This window comes from Streptomyces sp. Q2 (assembly GCF_056820935.1).
This window is the reverse complement of sequence record NZ_JBXEJE010000036.1, coordinates 13,805-39,268: the sequence shown is the minus strand read 5'-3', so window position 1 is coordinate 39,268 and position 25,464 is coordinate 13,805. Positions and strand designations below refer to the sequence as shown.

Here is a 25,464-nt window from a genome sequence, read left to right as displayed (position 1 = left end):
GCCCGACGCTCAGCCCCGCCGTCTGTCGGCCCTCCGCTCAGTCCCTCCGCCCCGCCGTCCAGGGATCCGCCCGGCGCGCGAGCGTACGAACCTGCCGGCGTACGTCCTTCGGGAGGCGGCGCAGGAGGGTGCGGGCGGCGCGGCGGGCGGTGGGGGTCGCCGTCGCGTGCAGGAGTGCGCGGTGAGGGACGGAGAGGTGGCCCGGGGGGCCCACGGTGAGGCGGAGTTGGCCGTCGGGGCCGCCCCAGGCGGGGTGGACCAGGCGGGGCGGGGTGCCGGTCGTGAACGCGGCGGGGCAGAAGGGGACGCCGGTGAGGCGGAACCGGCGGCCGACGCCGAGGAGTTGGGCGTAGGCCCACACCAGGTGCGTGCCGGCAGGCATCTCGGTGCCGCCGGCGAGGGTCAGGGGGTCGATGGTGGTCTCGCCCGTGATGATCACGCGGTGGCGGCCGTTGCCGAGCGGCTCGGTGCGCGGGGCGAGGTCGGTCTCCGGGAACCACCAGAGGTTGCGGGCGGCGTCGTGGACGAGGAACTCGCCGCGGGCGTCGCCGAGGGGGTGCGGGACCTCCCAGTCCTCGGCGCCCTTGATGTCCGCCAGCAGATCGGGGTCCAGGAGGAGACGGCCGTAGCGCTCGACGAGGGTGAGGGGTTCGCCGTCGGGGCGGAGCATGCCGATCGTCGTCGTGACGACGAGTCTGCCGTTCCGCCTGCGGATGGCGTCGACCGTGACCTGGGGCTTGATCTTCTGGACGCGGCGCGCGAGTTCGACCAGGGAGTCCAGGTTGCCGTCCTCCAGGAGACGGGCTCTGAGCCTGGTGATCGCGGGGAGCCCGTCCCGTACGCCCGGCGGGTAGCAGTCGAGGGCCATGCGGCGTACGACGTCGAAGTACCGTTCGAGGTTGCTGCCCGTGCGCTGGAGGACGCGGGGTTCGACGACCGGGCGCAGGAGTTCGACGCGGTAGGAACGGCGCAGCAGGTGGTTCTGGAGGGGGCCCGGTTCGGTGCCCTCCTTAATGGCCTCCACGACCGTGCGCAGGTGGCCGTAGTAGGTCTCGGGCGTGGTGGCGCGTCCGCTGGTGTTGCCTCCGTCCTCGCGGCGGTTCCATACGTAGCAGGGGTGGTCGCCGAGGATGGAGACCCTCTTCGCGCGCACGTACGCGCGGGCCATGAAGAGCTGGTCCTCCAGGCGTACGGGTCCCTCGGGGAAGGTGATCTCCTCGTCGAGGAGGAAGGCCCGGCGGAACATCTTGTGGGGCGTCAGGCTGTCCATGAGGGGCGCGTCCTCGGCCGTGCAGTGTTCGACGGTGCGCTTGAAGACGCTGCTGGGGCCCTGCATGGTGCCCACGACCTTGCCCAGGACGATGTCCGAGGCGTTGCGCGCGGCGAGGTCGTACAGGCGCTCGAGGGCCTCCGGGGTCAGTTCGTCGTCCTGGTCGACGAACTGCACGTACTCGCCGCGAGCCGTACGGACACCCACGTTGCGGGGTTTGCCCGGCCAGCCGGAGTTCTCCTGGTGGACCACGCGCACGTGCGGATGCCGGGTGGCCAGCTCGTCGAGGCGGTGCGGGGAGTCGTCGGTCGAGCCGTCGTTGACGTAGACGATCTCGTACGCGTCCCGGCCGATGCTCTGGTGGAGGAGCGAGGGGGCGCAGCGGTCGATGTACTCGCCCGCGTTGTAGACCGGCACCACAATGCTGACTTTGAGCATCTATTACCCCGAACATGGTCGTATCAGGTGATTTCGGACCCGGTCTCACCGTAGTCGGAGCCCTCGATCGCGTCCGGCCAGGCGCGTCGGAGTGTCGGAAATGCCGGAGAAGTGCCGGAGGACTCGGGATCGCCACGTCCGCCCTTCCCTGCTGGACTTCGGCCCTCGCCGAAGCCCAGCAGGGAAGTCCCAGCAGGGAGTCCCAGCAGGGAGGTCGACGACCGTCGGCTCGCTCAGGCCTGGCCTAGCTCAGGCCTAGCTCAGGCCTCGCTCAGGCCTCGCTCAGGCCCTCGCTCAGGCCGCCGGTGCCAGTTCCGCCTTGCCGAACAACAGGGCGTAGCCGGGCGGCAGTTGGGCCAGCACGCGGTCCACCAGGTCGTCGCCGACCAGACCCGGCAGGACGCTCAGAACTGAGCTGACGTCCCAGCGGGCCGTGGCCGGGGTGGCCCCCTGGACACGGGCGGCGACCGCGTCCACGAACTCCGCCGCCGTCAGCGGACGGGTCGCCGGGATCTGGGAGGCGACCACGCGGGCCGCCTCCTCGGGGAGGGCGCGGGCCAGATCGACGCGTTCGTCGCCGGTGACGTGACCGCCGAGGGCGGAGAGGACGACGCGGGTGACGCGTTCCGCCTCCGCCGTGGTCGGGTACTGGCCGGACTCCCGTACGGCGTCGATCAGTTCGGTCCAGCTGGTCGTGCTCAGTACTGTCATATGGGCTCCCTTCTTCGGTCCTGCGGGTCGTCCCGCCGGGTCAGCCGGTCAGCTGCTCAACCAGTCGGCCGCTCAGCCGCTCAGCTGCTTACGTCCGCTGTCGCCGCCCGTGATCTGGATCCGGCGCGGCTTGGCCTGCTCCGCCACCGGGATACGCAGGGTCAGGACACCGGCGTCGTACGAGGCGTCGACGCGTTCCGTGTCGAGGGTGTCGCCGAGGAAGAGCTGACGGGTGAAGGTGCCCGTGGGGCGTTCGGCGACGATCAGTTCCGCGTCCTCGGGGGCGGGGGAACGGCGTTCGGCGCGGACGTTCAGGACGTTGCGTTCGACGTCGATCTCGATCGTCTCGGGGTCGATGCCGGGGAGGTCGAAGTGGACGACGAACTCGTCCCCGGAGCGGTAGGCGTCCATCGCCATCGCGGTGGGGCGGGCGGTGGAGCCGAGGACCTGCTGCGCGAGGCGGTCGAGTTCGCGGAAGGGGTCCGTACGCATGAGCATCACAGTTCACTCCTTTCCTCAGGTGCTGGCTGTGCGATGCCTCATGCTTCTTATATAGCTCGAAGGAGGAAACTTGACAAGCCTCGACTCAGGAGGCCGCGTCGTTCCAGGTGAGCGCTAGCCTCGGGACACATCGCACCGGACCGCACGGCGCCGGATCACACCGGACCGCACGGCACCGGAAGGCACTGGATCGCACCGGATCGCACCGACCCGGGCAGCACAGGAGGCAGACATGGCGAAGGTTCCCAGCGCGGTCGTCGCGGCGAGCGGTCTCGTCGGCGGGTACGGCGTCGCCCGCTGGACCAGGAAGCGGCAGCTGGGCGGCGTCGTACTGGCCGCCGCCGGGGCCGCGGCCGCACAACAGTGGCGCCGGCAGGCGGGCGGGAAGGCCGCGGGGGCACTGACCGCCGCGTACGTCGCCGCCTTCGCCGGGTCGCACCCGCTGGCCAAGAAGGTGGGAGCCTGGCCGGCCGTCTTCGGCGTGGCCGGAGCGATGGCCCTGGCTTCGTGGGCGGTGGCGGACCGGAACGCCGGTTAGTTCTAGTCGGTCCTCTGCGCCCCGGTCGGCTCGCCGCGCCCGGCTCGGCCCGCTGCACCCGGCCCCGCCCGCTGCACCCCGTCGGCCCGCTACCCCCGGTGCCCCAGCACGTTCACCACCCGTCCGTTCGGGTCCCGTACGAAGAACCGTCGTACGCCCCACTCCTCGTCCCGCAGCTCCCGTACGATCTCCGCGCCCGAGCCCGCCACCTGCGCGTACACCGCGTCGACGTCCTCGACCTCCACGCTCATGTCGGGGACGACGGGGGCGGTGCGTTCCTCGGTGAGGAAGATGATCTGGGCGGTGGGGTTGGACGGGGAAGCGAGGGTGGTGACCCAGCCCAGGTTCATGACCTCCTCCAGGCCGAGCAGGCCGTAGAAGTCCCGGCTTGTTCGCATCGCTTCCTCGGACCGGACGTGGATGTCGGGGACGACCCTGCGCACTGTCACCGGCGTCTCTCCTCGCGCTCATGCGGTTTCTGTTATCGGCTGCCCTTCCCGCTCGTCTCCTCACCGTCCCCCACTGGCACGCGATTCGACCCCGAGGAACGAAACACGTGACACGAGAGATCAGCCGCCGGAGCATGCTCAAAGCCACGGGCGTCACAGCCGGAGCCGTCGGTATCGGTACCGCCCTCGGCACCGGCACGCCGGCCGCCGCGGCAGATGCCGCCGCCCCCGCGCACCCCGGCCTCCTGCACACCCGGGCCGACCTGGACCGCATGGCCGCAAAGGTGGAGGCGGGCGCCGCCCCCTACACCGCCGGTTTCGCCAAGCTGGCCGTCAACCGCCATGCGGCGAGCGGCTGGACGGCCAACCCGCAGGCCACCGTGTACCGGGGGGCGGGCTCCCCACAGAACTACGCGATCCTCTACAACGACGTGCACGCCGCCTACCAGAACGCGCTGCGCGGACACGTCAGCGGTGACAGCGCGTACCTCGACACCGCCGTGACGATCCTCAACGCCTGGTCGGCCAAGCTCACCGGCCTCGAAGGCAGCGCCGACCGGTTCCTCGCCGCCGGGCTCTACGGCTACCAGTTCGCCAACGCCGCCGAACTCGTCCGTGACCACGGCGACTTCGAGCTCGGCCGGTTCCAGGAGATGCTCAGCAAGGTCTTCGCGCCGCTGAGCGACAGCTTCCTGGCCGACCACAACGGCGCCGTCGTCACCAACTACTGGACCAACTGGGACCTGGCCGCCATGGCCTGCGTCCTGGCCACCGGCATCTTCTGCGACGACAGAGCCCAAGTCGCCCGCGCCGTCGACTACTTCAAGAACGGCGAGGGCCTGGGCGCCGTCCGGCACGCCATCCCCGTCGTGCACGACGACGGACTCGCCGAGTGGGTCGAGGCCGGCCGCGACCAGGGGCACGCGCTGCTCGGCGTCGGTCTCATGGGCACCGTGTGCGAGATGGCCTGGAACCAGGGCATCGACCTGTACGGCTACGACGACAGCCGCTTCCTCAAGGGCGCCCAGTACGTGGCCAAGTGGAGCATGGGCGGCAACGTCCCGTACACCGCCAACACCCGCGCCAAGGGTGCCATCAACGGCTGGTCCGGCCAGGAGACCGCCTCCGACGCCGCCGCCGTGGACCCGGCCATGCAGCGCCCGATCTGGGCGATGATCGCCAACCACTACACCAAGCGGCGGGGGCTGTCCGCCACGTACCTCACCCGGATCGCCGCGAAGGCCGCGCCCGAGGGCGGTGGCGGGGACTACGGGCCCAACAGCGGCGGCTACGACCAACTCGGGTTCGGCACGCTGGCGTTCACGCGGGACAGGGTGGCGGACACGTCGGCCTCCCCGAGCCCGAGTCCGAGCCCGGCGGCCGGTGCGTCCGCCGCCTCCTCGGGCGGTGGGTCGGACGCCGCCCGCCCGCAGGCCGGGACGTCCCCGTCCGCCTCGGCCGCCGAGGGCCTCGCCGCCACCGGTTCCGGCGACATCGTCGGCTGGACGGCCGCCGCGGGCGTCACCGCCGTTGCCGGCGGGCTGCTCTTCCTGCGGCGGCGGGACCGGGTCCGGCGCGACGGCGCCCAGTAGGAAACCGCGAGCTGCGGTGGTCCGGGGCGGGATTTCGCCCCCGCCGCCCCTTCCCGTTCCCGTCCTTCCGGGGCTCCGCCCCAGACCCCGCTCCTCAAACGCCGGAGGGGCTCGATTTCAGCCCGTCCGGCGTTTGAGGACGAGGCCCTTCGGGCCGAAAGCGGGGGTCTGGGGGCGCAGCCCCCAGGGACGGGAAGGGGCGGCGGGGGCGGGCGAGAAAAGCCTGCCCGCACCCCACCCCTACGCCGTAGCCCTCCTCGGCCCCTTCTCCGTCACCGCTGACGTCGCTGACGTCGCCGCCGCCGTCAGTGGCGTCGCGATGTCCTCCAGGGAGCGGCGTTCCGCGCGGACGGCGAGGAACGCCGCGACCAGGCCGGCCGCGCACATCAGGGCCGCGCCGATCTGGAAGGCGAGGACCGTGTCGCCGACCTTGCCCGTGCCGGTGAGGTCGGCGAAGAGGATGGGGCCGCTGATGCCGCCGGCGGCGGTGCCGATGGCGTAGAAGAAGGCGATGGACATGGCCCGGGTCTCCATCGGGAAGACCTCGGAGACCGTCAGGTAAGCGCTCGACGCGCCCGCGGAGGCGAAGAACAGCACCGCGCACCAGCAGGCGGTCAGCGTGGACGCGCTGAGGGACCCGCGGTCGAAGAGCCAGGCGGTGCCGAAGAGCAGCAGGCCCGAGAGCAGGTAGGTCGACGAGATCATCACCTTGCGGCCGACCGTGTCGAACAGCTTGCCCAGCAGCAGCGGGCCGAAGAAGTTGCCGACGGCGATGACGGCGAAGTAGTAGCCGGTGTCGCCGGTGGGGACGTCGTAGAACGTGGTGAGGATCGCGCCGAAGCCGAAGGTGATGGCGTTGTAGAGGAAGGCCTGGCCGATGAAGAGGGAGAAGCCGAGGATCGCCCGCCTGCGGTAGTCGGAGAAGACCGTGCGGCCGATCTCCAGGAAGGTGACGCTGCGGCGCTGGTGGATGGCGAGTTCGCCCTCGGCCCGCGGCAGCGGTTCGCCCCTCTCGGCCTCCACCCGTTGCTCGATGGAGGAGACGATTCGTTCCGCCTCCTCGTCCCTGCCGTGGATCAGCAGCCAGCGCGGGCTCTCCGGGACGTGGCGGCGTACGAGGAGGATCACCAGGGCGAGGACCGCGCCCAGGGCGAAGGTCAGCCGCCAGCCGATGTTCGCCGGGAAGATGTCCGTGTCCAGCGCGACGATCGACAGCAGCGAGCCGCCGACCGCGCCCAGCCAGAAGCTGCCGTTGATCATCAGGTCGACGCGGCCGCGGTACTCCTTGGGGATCAGTTCGTCGATCGCGGAGTTGATGGCCGCGTACTCGCCACCGATGCCGAAGCCGGTCAGGAAGCGGAAGGCGAAGAACCACCAGGTGTCGAAGGCGACGGCGGTCAGCGCGGTCGCCGCCAGATACACCGCCAGGGTGATCATGAAGAGCTTTTTGCGCCCCCAGATGTCGGTCAGACGACCCCAGAACAGGGCGCCTGAGCAGGCGCCGGCCACGTAGAGCGCGGCGGCGATGCCGGTGACCTGGCCGGAGCTGATCGGCAGTCCGCTGCCGGGTTCGGAGAGGCGGCCTGCGATGTTGCCGACGACGGTGACTTCGAGGCCGTCGAGGATCCACACGGTGCCGAGACCGATGACGATCGTCCAGTGCCAGCGCGACCACGGGAGGCGGTCGAGGCGGGCGGGGATGTCGGTCGTCACGGTCCGGCCTGTCTCGGCCTGCGCGGTGGTCATGGGCCCCCTCCTCCTTGAGCGAGAACCCGGATCGGGTGCCCTCGACCGGTGCGGTTACGCCCCCAGCGCCCGCGACACCGTGTAGATCAACAAGCCCACCAGCGAACCGACCACCGTGCCGTTGATCCGGATGAACTGGAGGTCACGGCCGATGTTCGCCTCGATCTTCTTCGTCGTGTGCTCGGCGTCCCAGCCCGCCACCGTGTCGGTGATCAGGGAGGTGATCTCCTTGCGGTAGGTGGTCACGACATAGACCGCCGCGCCCTCCAGCCAGCCGTCGACCTTGGCCTGCACCTTCGGGTCGACGGCCATCCGGGCGCCCAGGGACAGCAGGGAGGCGCGCACCCGCAGCCGTAGCTCACTGCGCTCGTCCTCGGCCGCCGAGACGATCATGGATCGTACGGCGGACCAGGCGGAGTCGATCAGGTCCTGGACCTCGCCGCGGCCCAGCACTTCGCCCTTGAGCCGCTCGACACGCGTGCGTGTGTCGGTGTCGGACTGGAGGTCGGAGGCGAAGTCGGTGAGGAAGCGGTCGAGGGCGCCGCGGGCCGGGTGGGAAGGCATGTCCCGCATCTCCACGCAGAAGCGCAGCAGTTCCTTGTAGACGCGGTCGCCGACCTTCCTGTCGACGAACCTCGGGGTCCAGCCGGGCGCCCCGCCCTGTACGGCGTCCATCACGGAGTCGCTGTGCAGCACCAGCCAGTCGTGCGCGCGGGCCACGATCAGGTCGACGGCACGACGGTGGCCACCGTCCGCGACGACCTTCTCCAGCATCTTGCCGATGCCGGGCGCGATCTCCTGCGCGTCGGCCCTTCTCGTGATCGCCTCGCCGACCACCGCCTGGACGTCCGAGTCGCGCAACACGGTCAGCGCGCCCCGGAGCGCGGCCGACAGCTCGGCCGTCACCCGGTCGGCGTGCTCGGGGTCCGCGAGCCAGGTGCCGAGCCGGCCGCCTATGCCGACGGCCCGCAGCCGCTGTCGTACGACGTCTTCGGAGAGGAAGTTCTCCCCGACGAACTCGCCCAGCGACACCCCCAACTGGTCCTTCTTGGTGGGGATGATCGCGGTGTGCGGGATGGGCAGGCCCAGCGGGTGCCGGAAGAGGGCGGTGACCGCGAACCAGTCGGCCATCGCACCGACCATGCCGGCCTCGGCGGCCGCGGCGACATAGCCCGCCCAGGTGCCGGCGCCCTGGTGGGAGGCCCACTTGGCGAGGACGTACACGAGCGCCACGAACAGCAGCATGCCGGTGGCGGTGAGCTTCATCCGGCGGACGCCGCGCTGCTTCTCCTCATCGGCCTCGCTGAACGTGTTCATGGCGCGGTTCGTGAAGCCTCCGGGGCGGGCATGCTGCCCTTCGGCCCCGATTGATCCCGTTTCCGTACGTTCCATCCGCTCCACCCGTTCGGTGATCCCTCACACATTGTCCCTTCCTGACCGACTCCTGGAACGGAACAAGAGTTCCCGGCGTCTGTCCGGTCGGGGGAACGCGACGGGGTCCTGTCAGTTTTCCCCGGTCCATGGCTCATCATGGACTCATCAGATCGGAGCCTCGGGCTCCCATCGCCCGAGGAGAACAACACAGCATGACCCGGCGTCATGGTTACGCCCTGCTCGCCGCGATCCTCTCCGTGATCGTGGCCCTGTCCGCCGCCATCTACGTCGGAGTGGCAACCGACGACGGTACGAACGAACGCACCACGCTGGCCAGCGGGCCCGCCCCCCACAACTCCGCAGCCCCGGTCTCCACCGGCGTCTGGGTCGGCTCCTGGTCAGCCTCCCCGGTCGGCGGCGAACCCGGCACCGAGACCGACGGCCTGGCCGGCCGCTCGGTACGCAACGTCGTCCACGCGAGCGTCGGTGGTACGAGTGCCCGCATCACGCTGTCCAATCTCTACGGCCAGTCGCCGCTGACCATCACCCACGCCTCGGTCGCCCTCGCGGCCGGCACCGGCACCGCCGCAGCGGACGCCCAGACCATGCGGCGCCTGACGTTCGGCGGCAACACCGTCGTCGTCGTCCCGGCCGGCCAGCAGGTGCTCAGCGACGCCGTCGTCCTGCGCATCCCGGCCGGCAGCGACGTCCTGGTCACCACCTACTCCCCCACCGCGTCAGGCCCGGTCACCTACCACCCCCGGGCCCGCCAGACCTCGTACGCCGCCGACGGCGACCGCGCCGAGGACCCGACGGCGACCGCGTACACCGAGCGGACCGAGTACTGGCGCTACCTGACCGCGCTGGACGTGCTCAGCGACGAGGCCGAGGGCACCGTCGTCGCCTTCGGCGACTCGCTCACCGACGGCGTCGGCTCCACCGAGAACGCCAACCACCGCTGGACCGACCTCCTGTCCCAGCGGCTGCGCGCCGCGATCGAGGCCGGCCGGGACGTGCCCCGCTACAGCGTCGTCAACCAGGGAATCGGCGGAAATCAGATCCTCGCCGACGGCCTCGGGCGCCCCGCCGAGAACCAGGCCGGCGTAGACCGCTTCGCCCGGGACGTCCTCGGCCGCCCGAACGTCAAGGTGGCCGTCATCGACCTCGGCATCAACGACATCCTGCGCAACCCCCGACTGGCCGACCCCGACGCCATCCTCGACGGCCTGCGGGCAGCGGTCCGCCAGGCCCACGCCCGCGGCATCAAGGTCATCGGCGCCACCCTGATGCCCTTCGGCGGCCACCGCGGCTACACCGACGCCCGCGAGTCCGTACGGCAGCAGATCAACGCCGAGATCCGCGCGGGCAAGGTCTACGACGCCGTCGTCGACTTCGACAAGGCGGTCCGCGACCCCTACAACCCGCGCAGGTTCCGCTCCGACTACGACTCGGGCGACCACCTCCACCCCAGCGACAAGGGGTACGAGCGCATGGCCGCGACCTTCGACCTGGACGACCTGAAGGGGGCGGCACCGGCGGAACTGTGACGCCGGGGGACGCCGGTATCCAGGCACCGGGGGGCTGGTCTCCGTGGTGTGCCGGGTGCGGGTGAGCGGGGGCTGGTCGCGCAGTTCCCCGCGCCCCTGAGGGGCGTCCACTCATCCGGGTCGAAGCGCCGAGGGCCTGGGATCCGAGGCCGGGGTTCGTAGGCCCGGGGGCTGGTTTGCGTGGTGTGCCGGGTGCGGGTGAGCGGGGGCTGGTCGCGCAGTTCCCCGCGCCCCTGAGGGGCGTCCACTCATCCGGGTCGAAGCGCCGAGGGCCTGGGATCCGAGGCCGGGGTTCGTAGGCCCGGGGGCTGGTTTGCGTGGTGTGCCGGGTGCGGGTGAGCGGGGGCTGGTCGCGCAGTTCCCCGCGCCCCTGAGGGGCGTCCACTCATCCGGGTCGAAGCGCCGAGGGCCTGGGATCCGAGGCCGGGGTTCGGAGGCCCGGGGGCTGGTTTGCGTGGTGTGCCGGGTGCGGGTGAGCGGGGGCTGGTCGCGCAGTTCCCCGCGCCCCTGAGGGGCGTCCACTCACCCGGGAGGGGTCAGTACTCGCGGCGGCGGCGCCGGTCCCGTTCCTCCCGGCGTTCCTCGCGACGCTCCTCGCGGCGTTCGTGATGGTCCCGCAGCAGGTCGTGGTGACCTTCGAGCATCCTGCGGTGGGCGTCGCGGGCGTCGTCCCGGACGGACTGGCCCAGTTCCCGCAGGGACGCCTTGCGGTCCAGCTTCTCCTGGCGGCTCTCCTCCTTCAGGCGCTGCCGCTCGGCCCGCGTGAGCTTGCGCTCCACGCCGACCCCGCCCCAGAAGGCGAAGCCCGTCACGATCACCCGCGGGGCGCCCGGGTCACCCGGCACACCCTCCTCGCGCTGGTCGAAACCGCCCATGATGCCGATGCCCCGGACGACGACCTCGACGCCGGGCGGCACGATCACCTGCATCCCGCCCATGATCGCGACGCAGTTGATCTCGACCTCACGGTCCGCGAAGTTCGCCTCACGCAGATCGATCTCGCCGCCGCCCCAGAAGGCGAAGCAGTTGAACCGCTTCGGCACCGTCCAGCGGCCCCTGCGCTGGAACCCCGACATGACGGCCACGGCCCACGTCGACGACCCCTCGCCACCGACGATCCGCCCCGCCCAACCCCCGCTCTGCGCGGGCTCCTTGGTCATCGAGATTCGAGGAGCGGAAACGACGCCCGCGCCGGACGGCAGGTCCCGGGTGATCGGCGCGAGTTCGCCGTACGTCCGCGCCCTGTACGTCGCGTCCAGCCGTTCCCCGAACTCCTCCATGTCGAGGCGCCCCTCCGCGAGGGCGTCCCGCAGGACCTCGGCGACTCGTTCACGATCGGCGTCGGAGGCGCGCAGCTCCGGGGCATCCTCGGTCATACCCGCCAGCCTACGAGTTCCGGGCGACGGGCACTATGGCATCCACTGAGGGGCACGACGGCAGCCACTACGGCAGCCGCTCGGCGGTCGTCGCCCGCTCCACGTACATCTTCGCGATCACCGCCTCGATGTCCGGCTCCCGCACGGACAGGTCCACCAGCGGATACTCCGCCGCGATCCGCGCCACCAGCGGCGCCGCCGACGCCGCCGCCGGGAACGCCAGCCACTGCCGGGGGCCCTCCACCTTCACCACCCGCGCGGGCGGCGGCGCCTCGATCGGCGGCAGTTCGCGCTCCAGGTCGACCACCAGGACCCGCTCGCTCTCCCCCGCCTCGTGCAGACCGGTGAGCGGACCGTCGTACATCAGACGCCCGTGGTCGATGACCATCACCCGCGAACACAACTGCTCGATGTCCTGGAGATCGTGCGTGGTCAGCAGCACCGTCGTGCCGTTCTCGGTGTTCAACTCCCGCAGGAACTCCCGCACCTTGGACTTCGACACGACGTCCAGGCCGATCGTCGGCTCGTCGAGGTACAGCACCTCCGGATCGTGCAGCAGGGCCGCCGCGATGTCACCGCGCATCCGCTGACCGAGCGAGAGCTGCCGTACCGGAACGTCCAACAGCTCGCCCAGTTCGAGGAGTTCGACGAGCCGGTCGAGGTTCTCGCGGTAACGCCCGTCGGGGATGCGGTACATGCGGTGCATCAGCCGGTAGGAGTCGATCAGCGGCAGGTCCCACCACAGCGTCGTACGCTGCCCGAACACCACCCCGATCCGATGCGCCAGCCGCGCCCGCTCCCGGGACGGATCGATCCCCGCGACCCGCAGCCGGCCACCGCTCGGCGTCAGGATCCCGGTCAGCATCTTGATCGTCGTCGACTTCCCGGCACCGTTCGGACCGATGTACCCGACCATCTCGCCACGCGGCACGGTGAAGGAGATCGAGTCGACCGCCCGCACCTCACGCCGCTCCCGCTTCAGGAAACCCGTCTTCTTGCGCACGTCGAAGACCTTCTCGACGCGGTCCAGCTCGATGAACGCACGGTCCACTTCTAGCTCCCTGTACTCCGATACGACCGAAGCCCCGTCCGCCACACCACACCGGCCAGCGCACAGCACACGGCCGCCACCAGCGGCGAGACGAAGGCCGTCCACGCGGGCAGCCCGAGCGGCAGCGGTCGGCCCAACACATAGGCGGCCGGCACCCAGTTGACGAAGGCCAGCGGCAGCACGAACGTCACCCCCCGCACCAGGTCCTTCGCGAAGATGGTCGGCGGATACTGCAACAGCGTCGTGCCGCCGTACGTGAACGCGTTCTGCACCTCGGAGGCGTCCTGCGCCACGAACTGGAAGGCCGCACCCCCGACGAACACCGCGCCGAAGATCCCGGCACCGCCCAGCACCATCACCGGCATCAGCACCAGCTTGAGCGGCGTCCACTGCAAATCGAGCTCGATCAGCGCATAGCCCAGCACCAGCGCCCCCTGGGTCACCCGGCCCAGCCGCCGCAGCCCGAACCGGTCGGCGGCCACCTGCGCCAGCACCGGCGCCGGCCGCACGAGCAGCGTGTCGAGCGTGCCGTCACGCACGCGGCGGCCCAGCCGGTCCATCGAACCGATCGCCAGGTCCGCCAGCCCGAACGACACCGACGACAGGCCGTACAGGAAGGCGACCTCCGGCAACGGATAACCGCCCAGAGCGTCCACCTGCGAGAACATCAGCAGGATCGCGACGAAGTCGAGCGCGGTCGCCGCGAAATTACCGACCGTGGTCATCACGAAGGAAGCCCGGTAGGCCATCGTCGAGCGGATCCACATCGCCGCGATCAGACGGTACGTCCGCACCCCCTCCGCGATCCGGCCCATCGCAGCCGCCTCGGCCCGCCACCCGCCCTCAGCCACCCTGAACCACCACCCGACGCGTCGCCATGACCTGCACCAGCCGCCCCAGAGCCAGCAACGCCACCGCCCAGCCGGCCTGGAAGAGATACGTCCCCCACGGGTCCGCCTCCCCCAGCAGCACGTCCGCGGGCGCCTGCAACAACGACGACCACGGCAGAGCCCGTACGACCTCGCCGAGCGCCCCCGGGAACACGTTCAGCGGAAAGATCATCCCCGAACAGAAGAACCCGACGAGCCACGCCATCTGCACCACACCCGTCCCGTCCAGCAGCCAGAACGCGCTCAGCGCCACCAGGAACCGGATGCCGTAACCCACCACCATCGCCAGCAGCACCGCGAACAGGAAGGCACACCAGGTCGCCACATCACCGGGCACCGCCGCCGGAAAGACCAGCACCCCGAACAGGAACGGCAGCACACCCCGTCCCACCAACTGGAACAGCGCCCGCCCCAGGTCCGCGGCCAGCCACCACAGTTGCAGATCCGCCGGCCGGTACAGATCGATCGCGATGTCACCCGTGCGGATGCGCTCCATCAGCTCGTCCTCGACCCCGCCGCCCCCGATCGCCAGCGTCGACAGCAGCGCCTGCCCCACCCACACATAGGTGACGGCCTGCGCCTGGTCGTACCCGCCCAGATGCGGCCGCTCCTCCCACAACGCCAGATACGTGTAGACCAGGATCAGACCGAAAACGGTGTTGGTGAACACCCCCGCGGCGGTCGCCACCCGATACGTCGCGTACCGTCGAAAACCCCCCGCCGCGACGGCCAGGTACAACCGCGCCGTATCCACGGCAAACCGCCCTCCTCGCCCACCCAGCCCGCACCGACACCGAAGCGCAGGAGCCTAGTCCGCGGGCTGTGGGCCACGCCACGCATTTTCCGGGCAAGCGCGTGCCGATTGCCGGGAACGGAACGCGCGGTGCGAGAGTCTTCATCTGAGGGCGCAGAAGGCGTACGAGGCGTACGGGAAGCAAGACGCGAAACAGGAGTCCGTGCACGACATGAGCGACGAGCCGCAGCCGCAGCAACCGACCCAGGGCTGGGCACCCAGAGAGCCCGAAGCGGCCGCCGCCGAGACAGGGGCCAAGCCCAAGCGGCCCAAGCGCACCGGCTGGCGGCGGATCATCCCCACCTGGCGCATGGTGCTCGGCACCTTCGTCATCGGCGTGCTGCTCCTGGCCGGCCTGTTCTTCCTCGGCTACTCCATGGTCAAGATCCCGGCCGCCAACGCCTTCGCCACCAAGCAGAGCAACGTCTACCTCTACGCCGACGGCAGCCAGCTCGCCCGCGACGGCGAGGTCAACCGCGAGAACGTCGGCCTCGCGCAGATCTCCAAGGACGCCCAGCACTCCGTCCTGGCCGCCGAGGACCGCGACTTCTACAGCGAGTCCGCCATCGACCCCAAGGCGATGCTCCGCGCCGGATGGAACACCGCCACCGGCAAGGGCAAGCAGTCCGGCTCCACCATCACCCAGCAGTACGTCAAGAACTACTACCTCGCGCAGGAACAGACCGTGACGCGCAAGGTGAAGGAGTTCTTCATCTCGATCAAGCTGGACCGCACCGAGAGCAAGAGCCAGATCCTCGAGGGCTACCTCAACACCAGCTACTTCGGCCGCAACGCCTACGGCATCCAGGCCGCCGCCCAGGCCTACTACGGCATCGACGCCACCGACCTCGACCCGGCCAAGGGCGCCTACCTCGCCGCCCTGCTCAACGCGCCCAGCGAGTACGACGTCGTCGCCCACCCCGAGAACAAGGCCGCCGCCCAGGCCCGCTGGAACTACGTCCTCGACGGCATGGTCACCAAGGGCTGGCTCAGCGCCTCCGACCGCGCCGCCATGAAGTTCCCGATGCCGAAAGAAGCCACCGTCTCCACCGGCATGTCCGGGCAGCGCGGCTACATCGTCGACGCGATCAAGGACTACCTCACCGAGAACAAGATCCTCGACAAGGACCAGCTCGCCGTCGGCGGCTACCGCATCACCACCACCCTGCAGAAGAGCAAGCAGAACGCCTTCGTCGACGCGGTCAACGACCAGCTCATGGACAAGCTCGACAAGAAGAACCGCAAGGTCGACACCTACGTCCGCGCGGGCGGCGCCGCCGTCGACCCCAAGACCGGCAAGGTCGTCGCCATGTACGGCGGCATCGACTACGTGAAGCAGTACACGAACAACGCCACCCGCGGCGACTTCCAGGTCGGCTCCACCTTCAAGCCGTTCGTGTTCACCTCCGCCGTCCAGAACGACTCGGTGACCCAGGACGGCCGCACGATCACCCCGAACACCATCTACGACGGCACCAACAAGCGGCCCATCGTGGGCTGGGACGGCGGCACCTACGCCCCCGAGAACGAGGACCAGGGCTCGTACGGCAACATCACCGTCCGCGAGGCCACCGACAAGTCCGTCAACTCGGTGTACGCGCAGATGGCCGTCGACGTCGGCTCCGACAAGGTCAAGCAGACCGCGATCGACCTCGGCCTGCCCGCCAACACCCCCGACCTGACCGCGTCCCCGTCCATCGCGCTCGGCCCGTCCACCGCCAGCGTCCTCGACATGGCCGAGGCCTACGCCACCCTCGCCAACCACGGCAAACACGGCACGTACACGATGATCGACAAGATCACCAAGGACGGCACGAACGCCATCGAGCTGCCCGAGAAGAAGACCAGCCAGGCCGTCAGCCGCGAAGCCGCCGACACCACCACCTCCGTCCTCCAAAGCGTCGTCGAGGGCGGCACCGCCACCGCCGCCCAGGCCGCCGGCCGCCCCGCCGCGGGCAAGACCGGCACCGCCGAGGAGGACACCGCCGCCTGGTTCGCCGGCTACACCCCCGAGCTCGCCACCGTCGTCTCCGTCATGGGCCAGGACCCGGTGACGGCCGCGCACAAGTCCCTGTACGGGGCGATGGGCCTGGAGCGCATCAACGGCGGCGGGGCGCCCACCGAGATCTGGGCCCAGTTCACCAAGGACGCCCTCAAGGACAAGCCGGTCACCGACTTCGACCTCGAACTCCAACCGGGCGCCGACGTGGTCCAGCCCCCCGTCACCGACGTCCCCACCGACCCAGGCACGGGCGACGAGAACACCGGCGGCACCACGGGAGACACCACCGGCGGCCAGGACACCGAGGGCCAGACCGAGGGCCAGACCGGCGACCCCGCCACCGACGGCGGCACCACCGACGGCACCACGGGAGACACGACAACGGGCGCCACCACCGGCGACACGACCGGCGGCGACCCGACCACCGACGGCGGCACCACCGACGGCACCACCGGAGACACCACAGGCGGCGACACCGCCACCGGCGGCACCACGGGAGACACCACCGGCGGCGACACCGGAGGCACGACGGACGGCGGCACGACGACCGGGGTGGGCCCGCAGCTCACCACCAGGAGACAGTGACCGCGCACGGAAACGCGCAGAGAACGTGAAAGGGGCTGGTGACGACGGTCACCAGCCCCTCTTCGCTCGCTGCTGTTCTACAGATACAGGCCGGTCGAGTCCTCGGACCCCTCGAACCGGTCCGCGGCCACCGCGTGCAGATCACGCTCACGCATCAGCACGTAAGCGATGCCCCGCACCTCCACCTCGGCCCGGTCCTCCGGATCGAACAGCACCCGGTCACCCGGCTCCACGGACCGCACGTTCTGCCCCACCGCGACGACGTCCGCCCACGCCAGCCGACGACCGACGGCCGCGGTGGCCGGAATCAGAATCCCGCCACCGGAACGCCGCTCGCCCTCACTGGCGTCCTGCCGCACGAGCACACGGTCGTGCAGCATCCGGATGGGCAGCTTGTCGTGCTGGTCGCTGTGCTGGTTTCTCTTGGCGCTCACGCCTCTGAACCTACCTGCCTTCACCGGCCCCGGAAGCCGCCGGGTCGACCCTCACTCAGCCCTTACGCCGCCGGGTCCCCAGGGCAAGCAGCCCCACGACCCCCACAACGATGATCGCGACCGGCACGACCCGCTCCAGCCGAGGCGCGCCTTCCTCGTCGACGAACCGCGCCTTCACATCACTCACGGCCCGGTTGACCCCGACATAGGCCCGCCCGAGCGTGTGATCGATATTGGAGACGACCTTGGCCTTGGCATCGCCCACGATCGTCTTGGGATGCACCCGCACCCCGATCTCGTCGAGTGTCTCGGCCAGCAATTCGCGGCGGCGCTTGATGTCCGCCTCGATCTGCGCCGGGGTTCTCGTGTCCGACGTGTCCGACGTGTCCGCCACCGTACGGCCTCCGAAGTCAGCTGATGCTTTGTTCCGGACAGTCTGTCAGCTCCGGGCCGGAACGCACTGTCAGGACCCCCCGTTACGCTAGGCCGATGAGCGAGCGACTCCAGCCCGGCGACGTGGCCCCCGCCTTCACCCTCCCCGACGCCGACGGCACCGAGGTGTCCCTGTCCGACCACAAGGGCCGCAAGGTCATCGTCTACTTCTACCCGGCGGCCCTGACTCCAGGCTGCACCAAGCAGGCGTGCGACTTCACGGACAACCTCGAGCTGCTGGCCGGCGCGGGCTACGACGTCATCGGCATCTCCCCCGACAAGCCGGAGAAGCTGGCGAAGTTCCGCGAGAAGGAATCCCTGAAGATCACCCTCCTCGCCGACCCGGAAAAAACCGTCACCGAGGCCTACGCCGCGTACGGCGAGAAGAAGAACTACGGCAAGACCTACATGGGCGTCATCCGCTCCACGATCGTCGTGGACGAGGAGGGCAAGGTCGAACGCGCCCTCTACAACGTCCGGGCGACCGGCCACGTAGCGAAGATCATCAAGGACTTGGGTATCTGAACGAAACCCAGACGTCAGGAGCCAGGTCGGGCCGCTCGGGCACCGGCCTGTGCTCCTCACTCCACTCCCCGGGAGCAAGCTCGCCGGCCACCCGCCGCCAGAACCGCACGGCACCGGCATTGGCGTCCTGAAACGCCACCTCCCACTCCCCCGGATGCCGCCCGACGACTTCCCGCACGGCCCGCATCCCCACCCCACTCCTCCGCACCCCTCGCACGACGAAAAAGCTGTTGAGCACGCGGGTGGGCCCACTGAGCCTCCGCACGAAGGCGAACCCGACGGGATGCTCGTCGCCCAGGCTGAAGAGATACGGGGCCCAGTCGACATCACCGGAAAAGGCGGCCTCCAACCGCTCCTTCCGGAACGACCCGTCGGCGTTGGGCAGCTGACCCCCGAACTCGGACAGATCATGCCGGAAGAGAAGCCAGAGGCGTTCGACGGTGGGGCGATCGGCGGGGGTTGCCGGTCGGATGGTCAACTCTGCTGAGGTCATGAAAAAAGCCTCCCGAGCGGACAAGGGTCCGCACCTGGAAGGCCTCGCCGGTAAGCATATCAACCGCCTTTACGTTCCGAGCGTGACTGTCGGACAACCGATCCGTTACTCCGTACGAGCCACGAACACGTGGCCGAGATCGGAGGGGAACGATGGGGGCCAGTGGGTATCCGAAGGAGCGGCTGGAGGAGGCGGCTCGGGGGGCGCGGACGTTGTCGGAGGCGTTGGGGAGGCTGGGGGTTGATCCGCGGAGCTCGACGCGGCGGTACGTCTTCCAGCGGATGAAGAAGCTGGGCGTGGATGTCTCGCACTTCGAGCGTGAAGGGGTGCGATGGACCAAGGAAGTCCTTCAGGCAGCGGTCTCAGCCTCGACGAACATGTGCGAGGTACTGCGCCGCCTCGAGCTCGAGGTGGTAGGCGGACACCACACGCACATCAGCCGCCGGATCAAGGCGTACGGCATCGACACCTCGCACTTCCAGGTACCGACACAGCGGGGCTAGGCGTGGCGCCCGCGAACGCCGGAAGGGCTACTCGTCATGCAACCGACCGGCCAGGCCCGGCGCATCCCGAGCGATCGGCTCAGGTGGGCATTGACGACGACGGGCATGCCGGAGCGATGCGCCATGTGCGGCACGGAAGGGGTCTGGCGAGGGCACCCGCTCTCCCTGGAAGTCGACCACATCGACGGAAACTGGCGCGACAACCGCATCCAGAATCTGCGGTTTCTGTGCCCCAACTGTCATTCGACAACAGATAGTTACCGGGGTCGCGGCAAGGGCAGGACTTCATGAGCAGCGGCATGAAGTACACCCGGGAACGGCTGGCCGAAGCCGCAGTGCGGTGTTCCGACATCGACGAGGTCATCGCCTACTTCGGCACCCGGCCATACGGCCGACTTCGCCGTCATCTCTTCCGGCGCTTCGACCACTTCGGGATCGATGTCTCGCACATGCCCCGCCAGAGGCGGATGAGCCAAGCTCCTCCCAGACCAGCCACCGACGAGTTGCGCCGAGCGGTCGAGGGAGCAACCTCCACCGCGAGTACGCTCCGCGCTCTGGGGATGGAGCCCTACAACAGCAGGTTGCGCGCTCTGCTCCGCTACTGGGTGGCTGAGGACGGTCTCGACACCTCTCACTTCCTGGGGCAGGCACATCAACGCGGCGGGCAAGGCACTGTGCCCCTCAGGCGCGCCGGGGACATCCTGGTTCAACATGACGGCACCCGTCGGACAAGAACCCACCTGCTGCGCAGGGCGCTCTTGGAGGTGGGCGTGCCTGAGGAGTGCGCCGAGTGCGGAACGGGTCCCGAGTGGCTGGGCAAGCCCATGACCCTGGAGGTCGATCACATCAACGGTGACTGGAGCGACGACCGACAAGAGAACCTGCGGTTGTTGTGCCCCAACTGCCACGCGATCACCAGCACCTGGTGCCGAGGCGGCCGCAGGGCCCCAAGTCCTCGACTACGAGGCCGCCTCGCCGGGTAGCATGAGCGCGCGGGCGGCCGTGGCGGAACTGGCCTACGCGCAACACTTAGGATGTTGTGGGAGAAATCCCTTGAGGGTTCGAGTCCCTCCGGCCGCACACCTTTGATTCGAAGGCCCACCCAGTGCCGGGTGGGCCTTCGCCGTTGTCAGCCCAACAGCTCCCGCACCACAGGCACCAGCGCCCTGAACGCCTGCCCCCGATGGCTGATCGCGTTCTTCTCCGCCGCCGTCAGCTCGGCGCACGTCCGGGTCTCGCCCTCCGGCTGGAGGATCGGGTCGTAGCCGAAGCCGTTCGTGCCCACCGGCGTATGCCGCAGCATCCCCCGCAGTCGACCCTCGACCACCCTTTCCGTACCGTCCGGCAACGCGAGCGCCGCCGCGCAGGCGAAGTGGGCGCCTCGGTGTTCGTCGGCGATGTCGGAGAGCTGGGCCAGGAGGAGGTCCAGGTTGGCCTTGTCGTCGCCGTGCCGGCCGGCCCAGCGGGCGGAGAAGATGCCGGGGGCGCCGCCCAGGACGTCCACGCAGAGGCCGGAGTCGTCGGCCACGGCGGGCAGGCCGGTTGCCTGGGCGAGGGCGTGGGCCTTGAGCAGGGCGTTCTCGGCGAAGGTGACGCCTGTTTCCTTGACGTCGGGGATGTCGGGGTACGCCTCCGCGCCGACGAGGTCGTGGGGCAGGGAGGCGTCGGCGAGGATCGCGCGGAGTTCGGTGATCTTTCCGGCGTTGCGGGTGGCGAGGATCAGGCGGGTCATGGGGTTCAGTATCCCGGCCCCATGGCCCTCGCTGCTTCCCGGTTTCCCGGCTGACCTACGGCGTGCAGACCTTCGTCAGTTCGCCCGCCGCGTCGGTGATCGGGCTCAGGTCGGGGGTGTTGTCGCCGTTCTTGACGGAGGTGCGGACGTTGGTGACGGCCTCGCCCAGGTTGTCGACGGCCTTGTTGACGTCGGCGTTGTCGGTCTTGTCGCCGATGTCGTCGAGGTTCTTGTCGATGGAGTTGAGAGACTCCTCGAGCTGCGTCGGGTCGTTCGACGCGTTTTCCACGGCCTGCTGGAGGTCGGTGACGCTGTCGGCGATGGCGTCGGCGGTCTGGACGCAGTCCAGTGCCTTGCTGACGGCGTCGCAGCCGGTGGTGAGGCCGGTCGTCAGTCCGACGGCGGCCACCGCGGCGACGATGGCGATTCGGCGACTTGGGCGGCGTCGGCTCGCGGCCATGGATCTGTTCCCTCCCGTTGGCAGGGCCCCAGGTCGTGTCCTGGCCGGCCCTCGTGCTGGCCGGGCGCACGGCGGTGAGCCGTACGCCCGTACCCGTAGTGACGCGAGGACGGTCGGCGGGGTTGCGGCCGACGGTCGTCCTTCTTGGTGCGTCCTTTACTTTTCGAGGACGGTATCAAGTGCCTTGTGCTGCAGGGCGGCCAGGTCTGTGCAGCCGGCGACGGCGAGGTCGAGGAGGGCGTTGAGTTCGTCGCGGGCGAAGGGTTCGGCTTCGGCGGTGCCCTGGACCTCGACGAAGCGTCCGTCGCCGGTGCAGACGACGTTCATGTCGGTCTCGGCGCGGACGTCTTCCTCGTAGCAGAGGTCCAGCAGGGGGACGCCTCCTACGATGCCGACCGAGACCGCGCTGACGGTTCCGGTCAGGGGCTGGCGGCCGGCTTTGATGAGCTTCTTGCCCTGGGCCCAGGTGATGGCGTCGGCGAGGGCGACGTAGGCGCCGGTGATCGCGGCGGTGCGGGTGCCGCCGTCGGCCTGCAGGACGTCGCAGTCGAGGACGATGGTGTTCTCGCCGAGGGCCTTGTAGTCGATGACCGCGCGCAGGGAGCGGCCGATGAGGCGGCTGATCTCGTGGGTGCGGCCGCCGATCTTGCCGCGTACGGATTCGCGGTCGCCGCGGGTGTTGGTGGCGCGGGGGAGCATCGAGTATTCGGCGGTGACCCAGCCTTCGCCGCTGCCTTTGCGCCAGCGGGGGACGCCTTCGGTGACGGAGGCGGTGCAGAAGACCTTGGTGTCGCCGAAGGAGACGAGGACGGAGCCTTCGGCGTGCTTGCTCCAGCCGCGTTCGATGGTGACCGGGCGGAGTTGTTCGGGGGTGCGGCCGTCGATTCGAGACATGGTGTCGAGCCTAGCCGTACATGGGGAAGGGGCCCGTCCCGTGGTGGGAAAGGGCCCCTTCCGGGTGGGTGCGCGGCCGTTGGCGGGCGCACGGGCTCACATGAGGTCTTCGATTTCCGCGGCGATGGGGTCGGCGTCGGTGCCGATGACGACCTGGATGGCGGTGCCCATCTTGACGACGCCGTGGGCGCCGGCGGCCTTCAGGGCGGCTTCGTCGACCTTGCTGGCGTCGACGACTTCGGTGCGGAGGCGGGTGATGCAGCCTTCGACCTCTTCGATGTTGTCGATGCCGCCGAGCCCGGCAACGATCTTCTCAGCCTTGCTGGCCATGTTCTTTCTCCCTGATCCGAACCGCTTTTTGGCAGTAACCCACAGTTGGCCCGTGTTTGCGAGCGATCGCGCCGCACGTATCGGAAGACGGCGCCGCAGCGCTGAAATCGCCCGGGGCTGGTCTACACCACTTGGCGGGCGGCCGACAAGCCGTGAGCGCGGGGAGGCCGGGGGGCGGAGATCCGGGGTTACTGATCCGCACGGTGGGCAGCGGCCCGGACAGTGGCCAGACGGGTAGCCCACAGTAGCTGTCCCGTCACGGGAATCGCGGGTTCCTTATGTGTCCTTCATCGTGCTAGAACAGGTCTACACCACTGAGTGGTGTAGACCACCACCCGATGGAGGAAGTATGAGTTCCGCCACCGCAACGGCGACTCCCGCGAAGAAGCGAGGATCCGGCCTGTTCCAGGGCCTGCAAAAGGTCGGCCGTAGCCTACAGCTCCCGATCGCCGTGCTGCCGGCGGCGGGCCTAATAGTCCGTCTCGGCCAGCCGGACGTCTTCGGGGCCGACGGCCTCGGCTGGGACAAGGTCGCCCTGGTCTTCGACAAGGCGGGCGGCGCCATTACCGGCAGTCTTCCGATGCTCTTCTGCATCGGTGTCGCCATCGGCTTCGCCAAGAAGTCCGACGGCTCGACCGCCCTCGCCGCGCTGGTCGGGTTCCTGGTCTACAGCAAGGTCCTCGAAGCCTTCCCCGTGACCGAGGCCAAGGTCACCAAGGGTGCGGACATAGCCGCGAGTTACAACAACCCCGGTGTCCTCGGCGGCATCATCATGGGTCTGCTCTCCGCGGTCCTCTGGCAGAGGTTCCACCGTACGAAGTTGGTCGACTGGCTCGGCTTCTTCAATGGCCGCCGACTCGTTCCGATCATCATGGCCTTCGTCGGCATCGTCGTCGGTGTCTTCTTCGGTCTGGTCTGGGAGCCCATCGGCGAGGGCATCGGAAACTTCGGCGAGTGGATGACCGGCCTGGGGTCCTTCGGTGCCGCCCTCTTCGGTCTGATCAACCGTGCGTTGATCCCCGTCGGCATGCACCAGTTCGTGAACACGGTGGCCTGGTTCCAGCTTGGTGACTTCACCGACGCCGCCGGTCAGGTCGTCCACGGCGACTACAGCCGCTTCCTCGCCGGCGACCCGACCGCCGGGATGTTCATGTCCGGCTTCTTCCCGATCATGATGTTCGGTCTGCCGGCCGCCGCGCTGGCCATCGCGCACACGGCTCGCCCAGAGCGCCGCAAGGCCGTGACGGGCATGATGGTCTCGCTCGCCCTGACGTCCTTCGTGACCGGTGTGACCGAGCCGATCGAGTTCTCGTTCATGTTCATCGCTCCGCTCCTCTACGTGATCCACGCGGTGCTGACCGCTGTCTCCATGGCCGTCACCTGGGGTCTGGGAGTCCACGCGGGCTTCAACTTCTCCGCGGGCTTCATCGACTACGCACTGAACTGGAACTTGGCCACCAAGCCCTGGTTGATCATCCCGATCGGCCTGGTCTTCGCGGCGATCTACTACGTGGTCTTCCGCTTCGCCATCATCAAGTTCGACCTCGCCACCCCGGGCCGCGAGCCCGAGGAGGAGGTCGAGGACCTCACCAAGGCGTGAGACCCCGGCCGTAGCAGGCGTGCGGCACGCAGGCGTACGGCATGACGAAGGCCCCGGAACCGTGCAGGTTCCGGGGCCTTCATGCACGGACGAAGCTCAGATCTCGTACGACTTCCTCGGTGCCGCCAGTTCCACCGGGCCGTCGTACGTCGCGCGTGCGTCGGTCAGGTTGGTCTGGGGGTCGGTCCACGGGGGGATGTGGGTGAGGACCAGGCGGCGGGCTCCTGCCCTACTCGCCGTCTCGCCCGCCTCGCGGCCGTTGAGGTGCAGGTCGGGGATGCTCTCCTTGCCGTGCGTGAAGGCGGCCTCGCACAGGAACAGGTCGGTGTCGCGGGCGAGTTCGTCCAGGGCCGGGCTGATGCCGGTGTCGCCGGAGTAGGTGAGGGACTTGCCGGCGTGCTCGACGCGGATGCCGTACGCCTCGACGGGGTGGGCCACGCGTTCGGTGTGGACCGTGAACGGGCCGATCTCGAAGGTGGACGGCTTGACCGTGTGGAAGTCGAAGACCTCGCTCATGGAGGAGGCGGTGGGGGTGTCGGCGTAGGCCGTGGTGAGGCGGTGTTCGGTGCCTTCGGGGCCGTAGACCGGGATCGGGTCGCAGCGGCCGCCGTCGTGGCGGTAGTAGCGCGCGACGAAGTACGCGCACATGTCGATGCAGTGGTCGGCGTGCAGGTGGCTGAGGAAGATCGCGTCGAGGTCGTAGAGACCGCAGTGGCGCTGCAGCTCGCCAAGGGCACCGTTGCCCATGTCGAGAAGCAGCCGGAAGCCGTCGGCCTCGACGAGGTAGCTCGAGCAGGCCGATTCCGCGGACGGGAACGACCCCGAGCAGCCGACGACGGTGAGCTTCATAAAGCAGAAACCTCCGCTGGCGGGAACTTTTCTGGGAAGGAGACGGGGGTCGTGCGGTTCGTCGAGCGTAAGGCGCAAAACTCATGGTCGCTCCTCCACCAGGGGCTGTTGTGGGCGAACTCACCTGTGGTGTCACCGGTTCGGCTGGACCCGGGGGGCGTGCGGCGTGGGGAAAGGGCGCGCAGGGGTGATCGCGCGCCGGTAACGTCATGCCCATGGATACGTCCTGGTGGCTGGCGCTCGCGGCGGTGGTACTGCTGGCGCTGGTCGCCACGCTGGTGGACGGCTGGGGGCGCGGCCGGCGTCCCGCGGGGCGGCGGACGCGTCCGCCGGGGCGTCCGGCAGGGCC

The 25,464-nt window shown here is 69.5% G+C and carries 25 protein-coding genes, 1 tRNA gene and 2 pseudogenes; 10 read left to right on the top strand and 18 right to left on the bottom strand.

Going from position 1 to position 25,464, the window contains the following annotated elements; translation table 11 throughout:
- Positions 1 to 37 precede the first annotated feature (37 nt).
- The 3 genes from ACWBNA_RS34190 to ACWBNA_RS34180 form a co-directional block, all read right to left on the bottom strand.
- Positions 38 to 1,708, bottom strand: coding sequence for a glycosyltransferase family 2 protein (locus tag ACWBNA_RS34190; RefSeq protein ID WP_482708391.1), 1,671 nt, complete (start codon positions 1,706 to 1,708; stop codon positions 38 to 40).
- Between the two features lie 294 nt (positions 1,709 to 2,002).
- Positions 2,003 to 2,419 (bottom strand): DUF2267 domain-containing protein, encoded by a 417-nt coding sequence (locus ACWBNA_RS34185; protein ID WP_482708390.1) that lies wholly within the window; start codon positions 2,417 to 2,419, stop codon positions 2,003 to 2,005.
- 72 nt (positions 2,420 to 2,491) lie between these two features.
- Entirely contained in the window at positions 2,492 to 2,917 is a 426-nt protein-coding gene (locus tag ACWBNA_RS34180) for an Hsp20/alpha crystallin family protein (RefSeq protein ID WP_482708389.1), read from the bottom strand.
- Between the two features lie 235 nt (positions 2,918 to 3,152).
- Between ACWBNA_RS34180 and ACWBNA_RS34175 the strand changes: the two genes are divergently transcribed.
- Entirely contained in the window at positions 3,153 to 3,458 is a 306-nt protein-coding gene (locus ACWBNA_RS34175; protein ID WP_482708388.1) for a hypothetical protein, read from the top strand.
- 89 nt (positions 3,459 to 3,547) lie between these two features.
- On the opposite strand, the gene ACWBNA_RS34170 is transcribed toward ACWBNA_RS34175, so the two are convergent.
- Entirely contained in the window at positions 3,548 to 3,907 is a 360-nt protein-coding gene (locus tag ACWBNA_RS34170; protein WP_482708387.1) for a VOC family protein, read from the bottom strand.
- Positions 3,908 to 4,041: 134 nt separating this feature from the next.
- On the opposite strand from ACWBNA_RS34170, the gene ACWBNA_RS34165 reads away from it, so the two are divergent.
- Complete coding sequence (locus tag ACWBNA_RS34165) at positions 4,042 to 5,499, top strand: alginate lyase family protein (protein WP_482708449.1); 1,458 nt, start codon at positions 4,042 to 4,044, stop codon at positions 5,497 to 5,499.
- 240 nt (positions 5,500 to 5,739) lie between these two features.
- On the opposite strand, the gene ACWBNA_RS34160 is transcribed toward ACWBNA_RS34165, so the two are convergent.
- Together ACWBNA_RS34160 and ACWBNA_RS34155 are read right to left on the bottom strand one after the other, a co-directional pair.
- On the bottom strand, positions 5,740 to 7,245 hold the full coding sequence (locus ACWBNA_RS34160; RefSeq protein ID WP_482708386.1) for an MFS transporter: 1,506 nt from the start codon (positions 7,243 to 7,245) through the stop codon (positions 5,740 to 5,742).
- A 54-nt stretch (positions 7,246 to 7,299) separates the two neighbouring features.
- Complete coding sequence (locus ACWBNA_RS34155; protein WP_482708385.1) at positions 7,300 to 8,637, bottom strand: DUF445 domain-containing protein; 1,338 nt, start codon at positions 8,635 to 8,637, stop codon at positions 7,300 to 7,302.
- A 194-nt stretch (positions 8,638 to 8,831) separates the two neighbouring features.
- Here ACWBNA_RS34155 and ACWBNA_RS34150 point away from each other — a divergent pair, with 194 nt between their 5' ends.
- Complete coding sequence (locus tag ACWBNA_RS34150; protein ID WP_482708384.1) at positions 8,832 to 10,166, top strand: SGNH/GDSL hydrolase family protein; 1,335 nt, start codon at positions 8,832 to 8,834, stop codon at positions 10,164 to 10,166.
- Positions 10,167 to 10,702: 536 nt separating this feature from the next.
- Here the strand turns inward: ACWBNA_RS34150 and ACWBNA_RS34145 are convergent.
- The 4 genes from ACWBNA_RS34145 to ACWBNA_RS34130 all read right to left on the bottom strand — a co-directional run bounded on the left by ACWBNA_RS34145 (position 10,703) and on the right by ACWBNA_RS34130 (position 14,237).
- Entirely contained in the window at positions 10,703 to 11,542 is an 840-nt protein-coding gene (locus tag ACWBNA_RS34145; RefSeq protein WP_482708383.1) for a DUF1707 SHOCT-like domain-containing protein, read from the bottom strand.
- Positions 11,543 to 11,609: 67 nt separating this feature from the next.
- Positions 11,610 to 12,638: an ABC transporter ATP-binding protein gene (locus ACWBNA_RS34140; protein WP_482708382.1), complete on the bottom strand. Its 1,029-nt coding sequence runs from the start codon at positions 12,636 to 12,638 to the stop codon at positions 11,610 to 11,612.
- Positions 12,596 to 13,408 (bottom strand): ABC transporter permease, encoded by an 813-nt coding sequence (locus ACWBNA_RS34135; protein ID WP_482708381.1) that lies wholly within the window; start codon positions 13,406 to 13,408, stop codon positions 12,596 to 12,598. Before ACWBNA_RS34135 ends, ACWBNA_RS34140 begins: the two co-directional genes overlap by 43 nt.
- A 28-nt stretch (positions 13,409 to 13,436) precedes the next feature.
- Positions 13,437 to 14,237, bottom strand: a complete 801-nt coding sequence (locus ACWBNA_RS34130) for an ABC transporter permease (protein WP_482708380.1) — start codon at positions 14,235 to 14,237, stop codon at positions 13,437 to 13,439.
- 211 nt (positions 14,238 to 14,448) lie between these two features.
- Between ACWBNA_RS34130 and ACWBNA_RS34125 the strand changes: the two genes are divergently transcribed.
- Positions 14,449 to 16,863 (top strand): transglycosylase domain-containing protein, encoded by a 2,415-nt coding sequence (locus ACWBNA_RS34125; protein ID WP_482708379.1) that lies wholly within the window; start codon positions 14,449 to 14,451, stop codon positions 16,861 to 16,863.
- 77 nt (positions 16,864 to 16,940) lie between these two features.
- On the opposite strand, the gene ACWBNA_RS34120 is transcribed toward ACWBNA_RS34125, so the two are convergent.
- Positions 16,941 to 17,297 carry a GroES family chaperonin gene (locus tag ACWBNA_RS34120; RefSeq protein WP_482708378.1) on the bottom strand — a complete coding sequence of 119 codons (357 nt, stop codon included), beginning with the start codon at positions 17,295 to 17,297 and terminating at the stop codon, positions 16,941 to 16,943.
- A gap of 55 nt (positions 17,298 to 17,352) precedes the next feature.
- Positions 17,353 to 17,691 (bottom strand): DUF3618 domain-containing protein, encoded by a 339-nt coding sequence (locus ACWBNA_RS34115; protein ID WP_482708376.1) that lies wholly within the window; start codon positions 17,689 to 17,691, stop codon positions 17,353 to 17,355.
- 95 nt (positions 17,692 to 17,786) lie between these two features.
- On the opposite strand from ACWBNA_RS34115, the gene bcp reads away from it, so the two are divergent.
- Complete coding sequence (gene bcp / locus ACWBNA_RS34110) at positions 17,787 to 18,254, top strand: thioredoxin-dependent thiol peroxidase (RefSeq protein ID WP_482708375.1); 468 nt, start codon at positions 17,787 to 17,789, stop codon at positions 18,252 to 18,254.
- On the opposite strand, the gene ACWBNA_RS34105 is transcribed toward bcp, so the two are convergent.
- Complete coding sequence (locus ACWBNA_RS34105) at positions 18,235 to 18,747, bottom strand: GNAT family N-acetyltransferase (RefSeq protein WP_482708374.1); 513 nt, start codon at positions 18,745 to 18,747, stop codon at positions 18,235 to 18,237. The genes bcp and ACWBNA_RS34105 overlap by 20 nt on opposite strands.
- Before the next feature lie 152 nt (positions 18,748 to 18,899).
- Between ACWBNA_RS34105 and ACWBNA_RS34100 the strand changes: the two are divergent.
- The 3 genes and pseudogenes from ACWBNA_RS34100 (at position 18,900) to ACWBNA_RS34090 (ending at position 20,330) form a co-directional block, all read left to right on the top strand.
- Positions 18,900 to 19,541, top strand: a pseudogene (locus ACWBNA_RS34100) (HNH endonuclease signature motif containing protein).
- Complete coding sequence (locus tag ACWBNA_RS34095) at positions 19,538 to 20,233, top strand: HNH endonuclease (protein ID WP_482708373.1); 696 nt, start codon at positions 19,538 to 19,540, stop codon at positions 20,231 to 20,233. The pseudogene ACWBNA_RS34100 and the gene ACWBNA_RS34095 overlap by 4 nt, the downstream one beginning before the upstream one ends.
- A gap of 13 nt (positions 20,234 to 20,246) precedes the next feature.
- Positions 20,247 to 20,330 (top strand) — tRNA-Leu (locus ACWBNA_RS34090).
- A gap of 49 nt (positions 20,331 to 20,379) precedes the next feature.
- On the opposite strand, the gene rdgB is transcribed toward ACWBNA_RS34090, so the two are convergent.
- The 4 genes from rdgB to ACWBNA_RS34070 all read right to left on the bottom strand — a co-directional run bounded on the left by rdgB (position 20,380) and on the right by ACWBNA_RS34070 (position 22,666).
- Complete coding sequence (gene rdgB, locus ACWBNA_RS34085; protein WP_482708372.1) at positions 20,380 to 20,982, bottom strand: RdgB/HAM1 family non-canonical purine NTP pyrophosphatase; 603 nt, start codon at positions 20,980 to 20,982, stop codon at positions 20,380 to 20,382.
- 55 nt (positions 20,983 to 21,037) lie between these two features.
- Positions 21,038 to 21,442, bottom strand: a complete 405-nt coding sequence (locus ACWBNA_RS34080) for a hypothetical protein (protein ID WP_482708371.1) — start codon at positions 21,440 to 21,442, stop codon at positions 21,038 to 21,040.
- A gap of 156 nt (positions 21,443 to 21,598) precedes the next feature.
- On the bottom strand, positions 21,599 to 22,336 hold the full coding sequence (rph, locus tag ACWBNA_RS34075; RefSeq protein ID WP_383859388.1) for a ribonuclease PH: 738 nt from the start codon (positions 22,334 to 22,336) through the stop codon (positions 21,599 to 21,601).
- A gap of 96 nt (positions 22,337 to 22,432) precedes the next feature.
- On the bottom strand, positions 22,433 to 22,666 hold the full coding sequence (locus tag ACWBNA_RS34070) for a PTS sugar transporter subunit IIB (protein WP_030042553.1): 234 nt from the start codon (positions 22,664 to 22,666) through the stop codon (positions 22,433 to 22,435).
- A gap of 349 nt (positions 22,667 to 23,015) precedes the next feature.
- Here ACWBNA_RS34070 and ACWBNA_RS34065 point away from each other — a divergent pair, with 349 nt between their 5' ends.
- On the top strand, positions 23,016 to 24,266 hold the full coding sequence (locus tag ACWBNA_RS34065; RefSeq protein ID WP_482708370.1) for a PTS transporter subunit EIIC: 1,251 nt from the start codon (positions 23,016 to 23,018) through the stop codon (positions 24,264 to 24,266).
- A 96-nt stretch (positions 24,267 to 24,362) separates the two neighbouring features.
- Here ACWBNA_RS34065 and ACWBNA_RS34060 read toward each other — a convergent pair whose 3' ends face one another.
- Positions 24,363 to 25,115 (bottom strand): MBL fold metallo-hydrolase, encoded by a 753-nt coding sequence (locus tag ACWBNA_RS34060; protein WP_482708369.1) that lies wholly within the window; start codon positions 25,113 to 25,115, stop codon positions 24,363 to 24,365.
- A 215-nt stretch (positions 25,116 to 25,330) separates the two neighbouring features.
- Between ACWBNA_RS34060 and ACWBNA_RS34055 the strand changes: the two are divergent.
- Positions 25,331 to 25,464, top strand: a pseudogene (locus ACWBNA_RS34055) (type II toxin-antitoxin system PemK/MazF family toxin); the annotation flags it as partial.

Bases quoted from the DNA above. Each gene is read 5' to 3' on its own strand.
- rdgB (WP_482708372.1), bottom strand. From the start codon at position 20,982: ATGACCCGCCTGATCCTCGCCACCCGCAACGCCGGAAAGATCACCGAA.
- ACWBNA_RS34185 (WP_482708390.1), bottom strand. From the start codon at position 2,419: ATGACAGTACTGAGCACGACCAGCTGGACCGAACTGATCGACGCCGTA.
- ACWBNA_RS34165 (WP_482708449.1), top strand. From the start codon at position 4,042: ATGCTCAAAGCCACGGGCGTCACAGCCGGAGCCGTCGGTATCGGTACC.
- ACWBNA_RS34150 (WP_482708384.1), top strand. From the start codon at position 8,832: ATGACCCGGCGTCATGGTTACGCCCTGCTCGCCGCGATCCTCTCCGTG.
- ACWBNA_RS34105 (WP_482708374.1), bottom strand. From the start codon at position 18,747: ATGACCTCAGCAGAGTTGACCATCCGACCGGCAACCCCCGCCGATCGC.
- ACWBNA_RS34155 (WP_482708385.1), bottom strand. From the start codon at position 8,637: ATGGAACGTACGGAAACGGGATCAATCGGGGCCGAAGGGCAGCATGCC.
- ACWBNA_RS34135 (WP_482708381.1), bottom strand. From the start codon at position 13,408: ATGGGCCGGATCGCGGAGGGGGTGCGGACGTACCGTCTGATCGCGGCG.
- ACWBNA_RS34060 (WP_482708369.1), bottom strand. From the start codon at position 25,115: ATGAAGCTCACCGTCGTCGGCTGCTCGGGGTCGTTCCCGTCCGCGGAA.
- ACWBNA_RS34080 (WP_482708371.1), bottom strand. From the start codon at position 21,442: ATGGCCGCGAGCCGACGCCGCCCAAGTCGCCGAATCGCCATCGTCGCC.
- ACWBNA_RS34070 (WP_030042553.1), bottom strand. From the start codon at position 22,666: ATGGCCAGCAAGGCTGAGAAGATCGTTGCCGGGCTCGGCGGCATCGAC.
- ACWBNA_RS34180 (WP_482708389.1), bottom strand. From the start codon at position 2,917: ATGCTCATGCGTACGGACCCCTTCCGCGAACTCGACCGCCTCGCGCAG.
- ACWBNA_RS34175 (WP_482708388.1), top strand. From the start codon at position 3,153: ATGGCGAAGGTTCCCAGCGCGGTCGTCGCGGCGAGCGGTCTCGTCGGC.
- ACWBNA_RS34125 (WP_482708379.1), top strand. From the start codon at position 14,449: ATGAGCGACGAGCCGCAGCCGCAGCAACCGACCCAGGGCTGGGCACCC.
- ACWBNA_RS34065 (WP_482708370.1), top strand. From the start codon at position 23,016: ATGAGTTCCGCCACCGCAACGGCGACTCCCGCGAAGAAGCGAGGATCC.
- rph (WP_383859388.1), bottom strand. From the start codon at position 22,336: ATGTCTCGAATCGACGGCCGCACCCCCGAACAACTCCGCCCGGTCACC.
- bcp (WP_482708375.1), top strand. From the start codon at position 17,787: ATGAGCGAGCGACTCCAGCCCGGCGACGTGGCCCCCGCCTTCACCCTC.
- ACWBNA_RS34095 (WP_482708373.1), top strand. From the start codon at position 19,538: ATGAGCAGCGGCATGAAGTACACCCGGGAACGGCTGGCCGAAGCCGCA.
- ACWBNA_RS34145 (WP_482708383.1), bottom strand. From the start codon at position 11,542: ATGACCGAGGATGCCCCGGAGCTGCGCGCCTCCGACGCCGATCGTGAA.
- ACWBNA_RS34160 (WP_482708386.1), bottom strand. From the start codon at position 7,245: ATGACCACCGCGCAGGCCGAGACAGGCCGGACCGTGACGACCGACATC.
- ACWBNA_RS34190 (WP_482708391.1), bottom strand. From the start codon at position 1,708: ATGCTCAAAGTCAGCATTGTGGTGCCGGTCTACAACGCGGGCGAGTAC.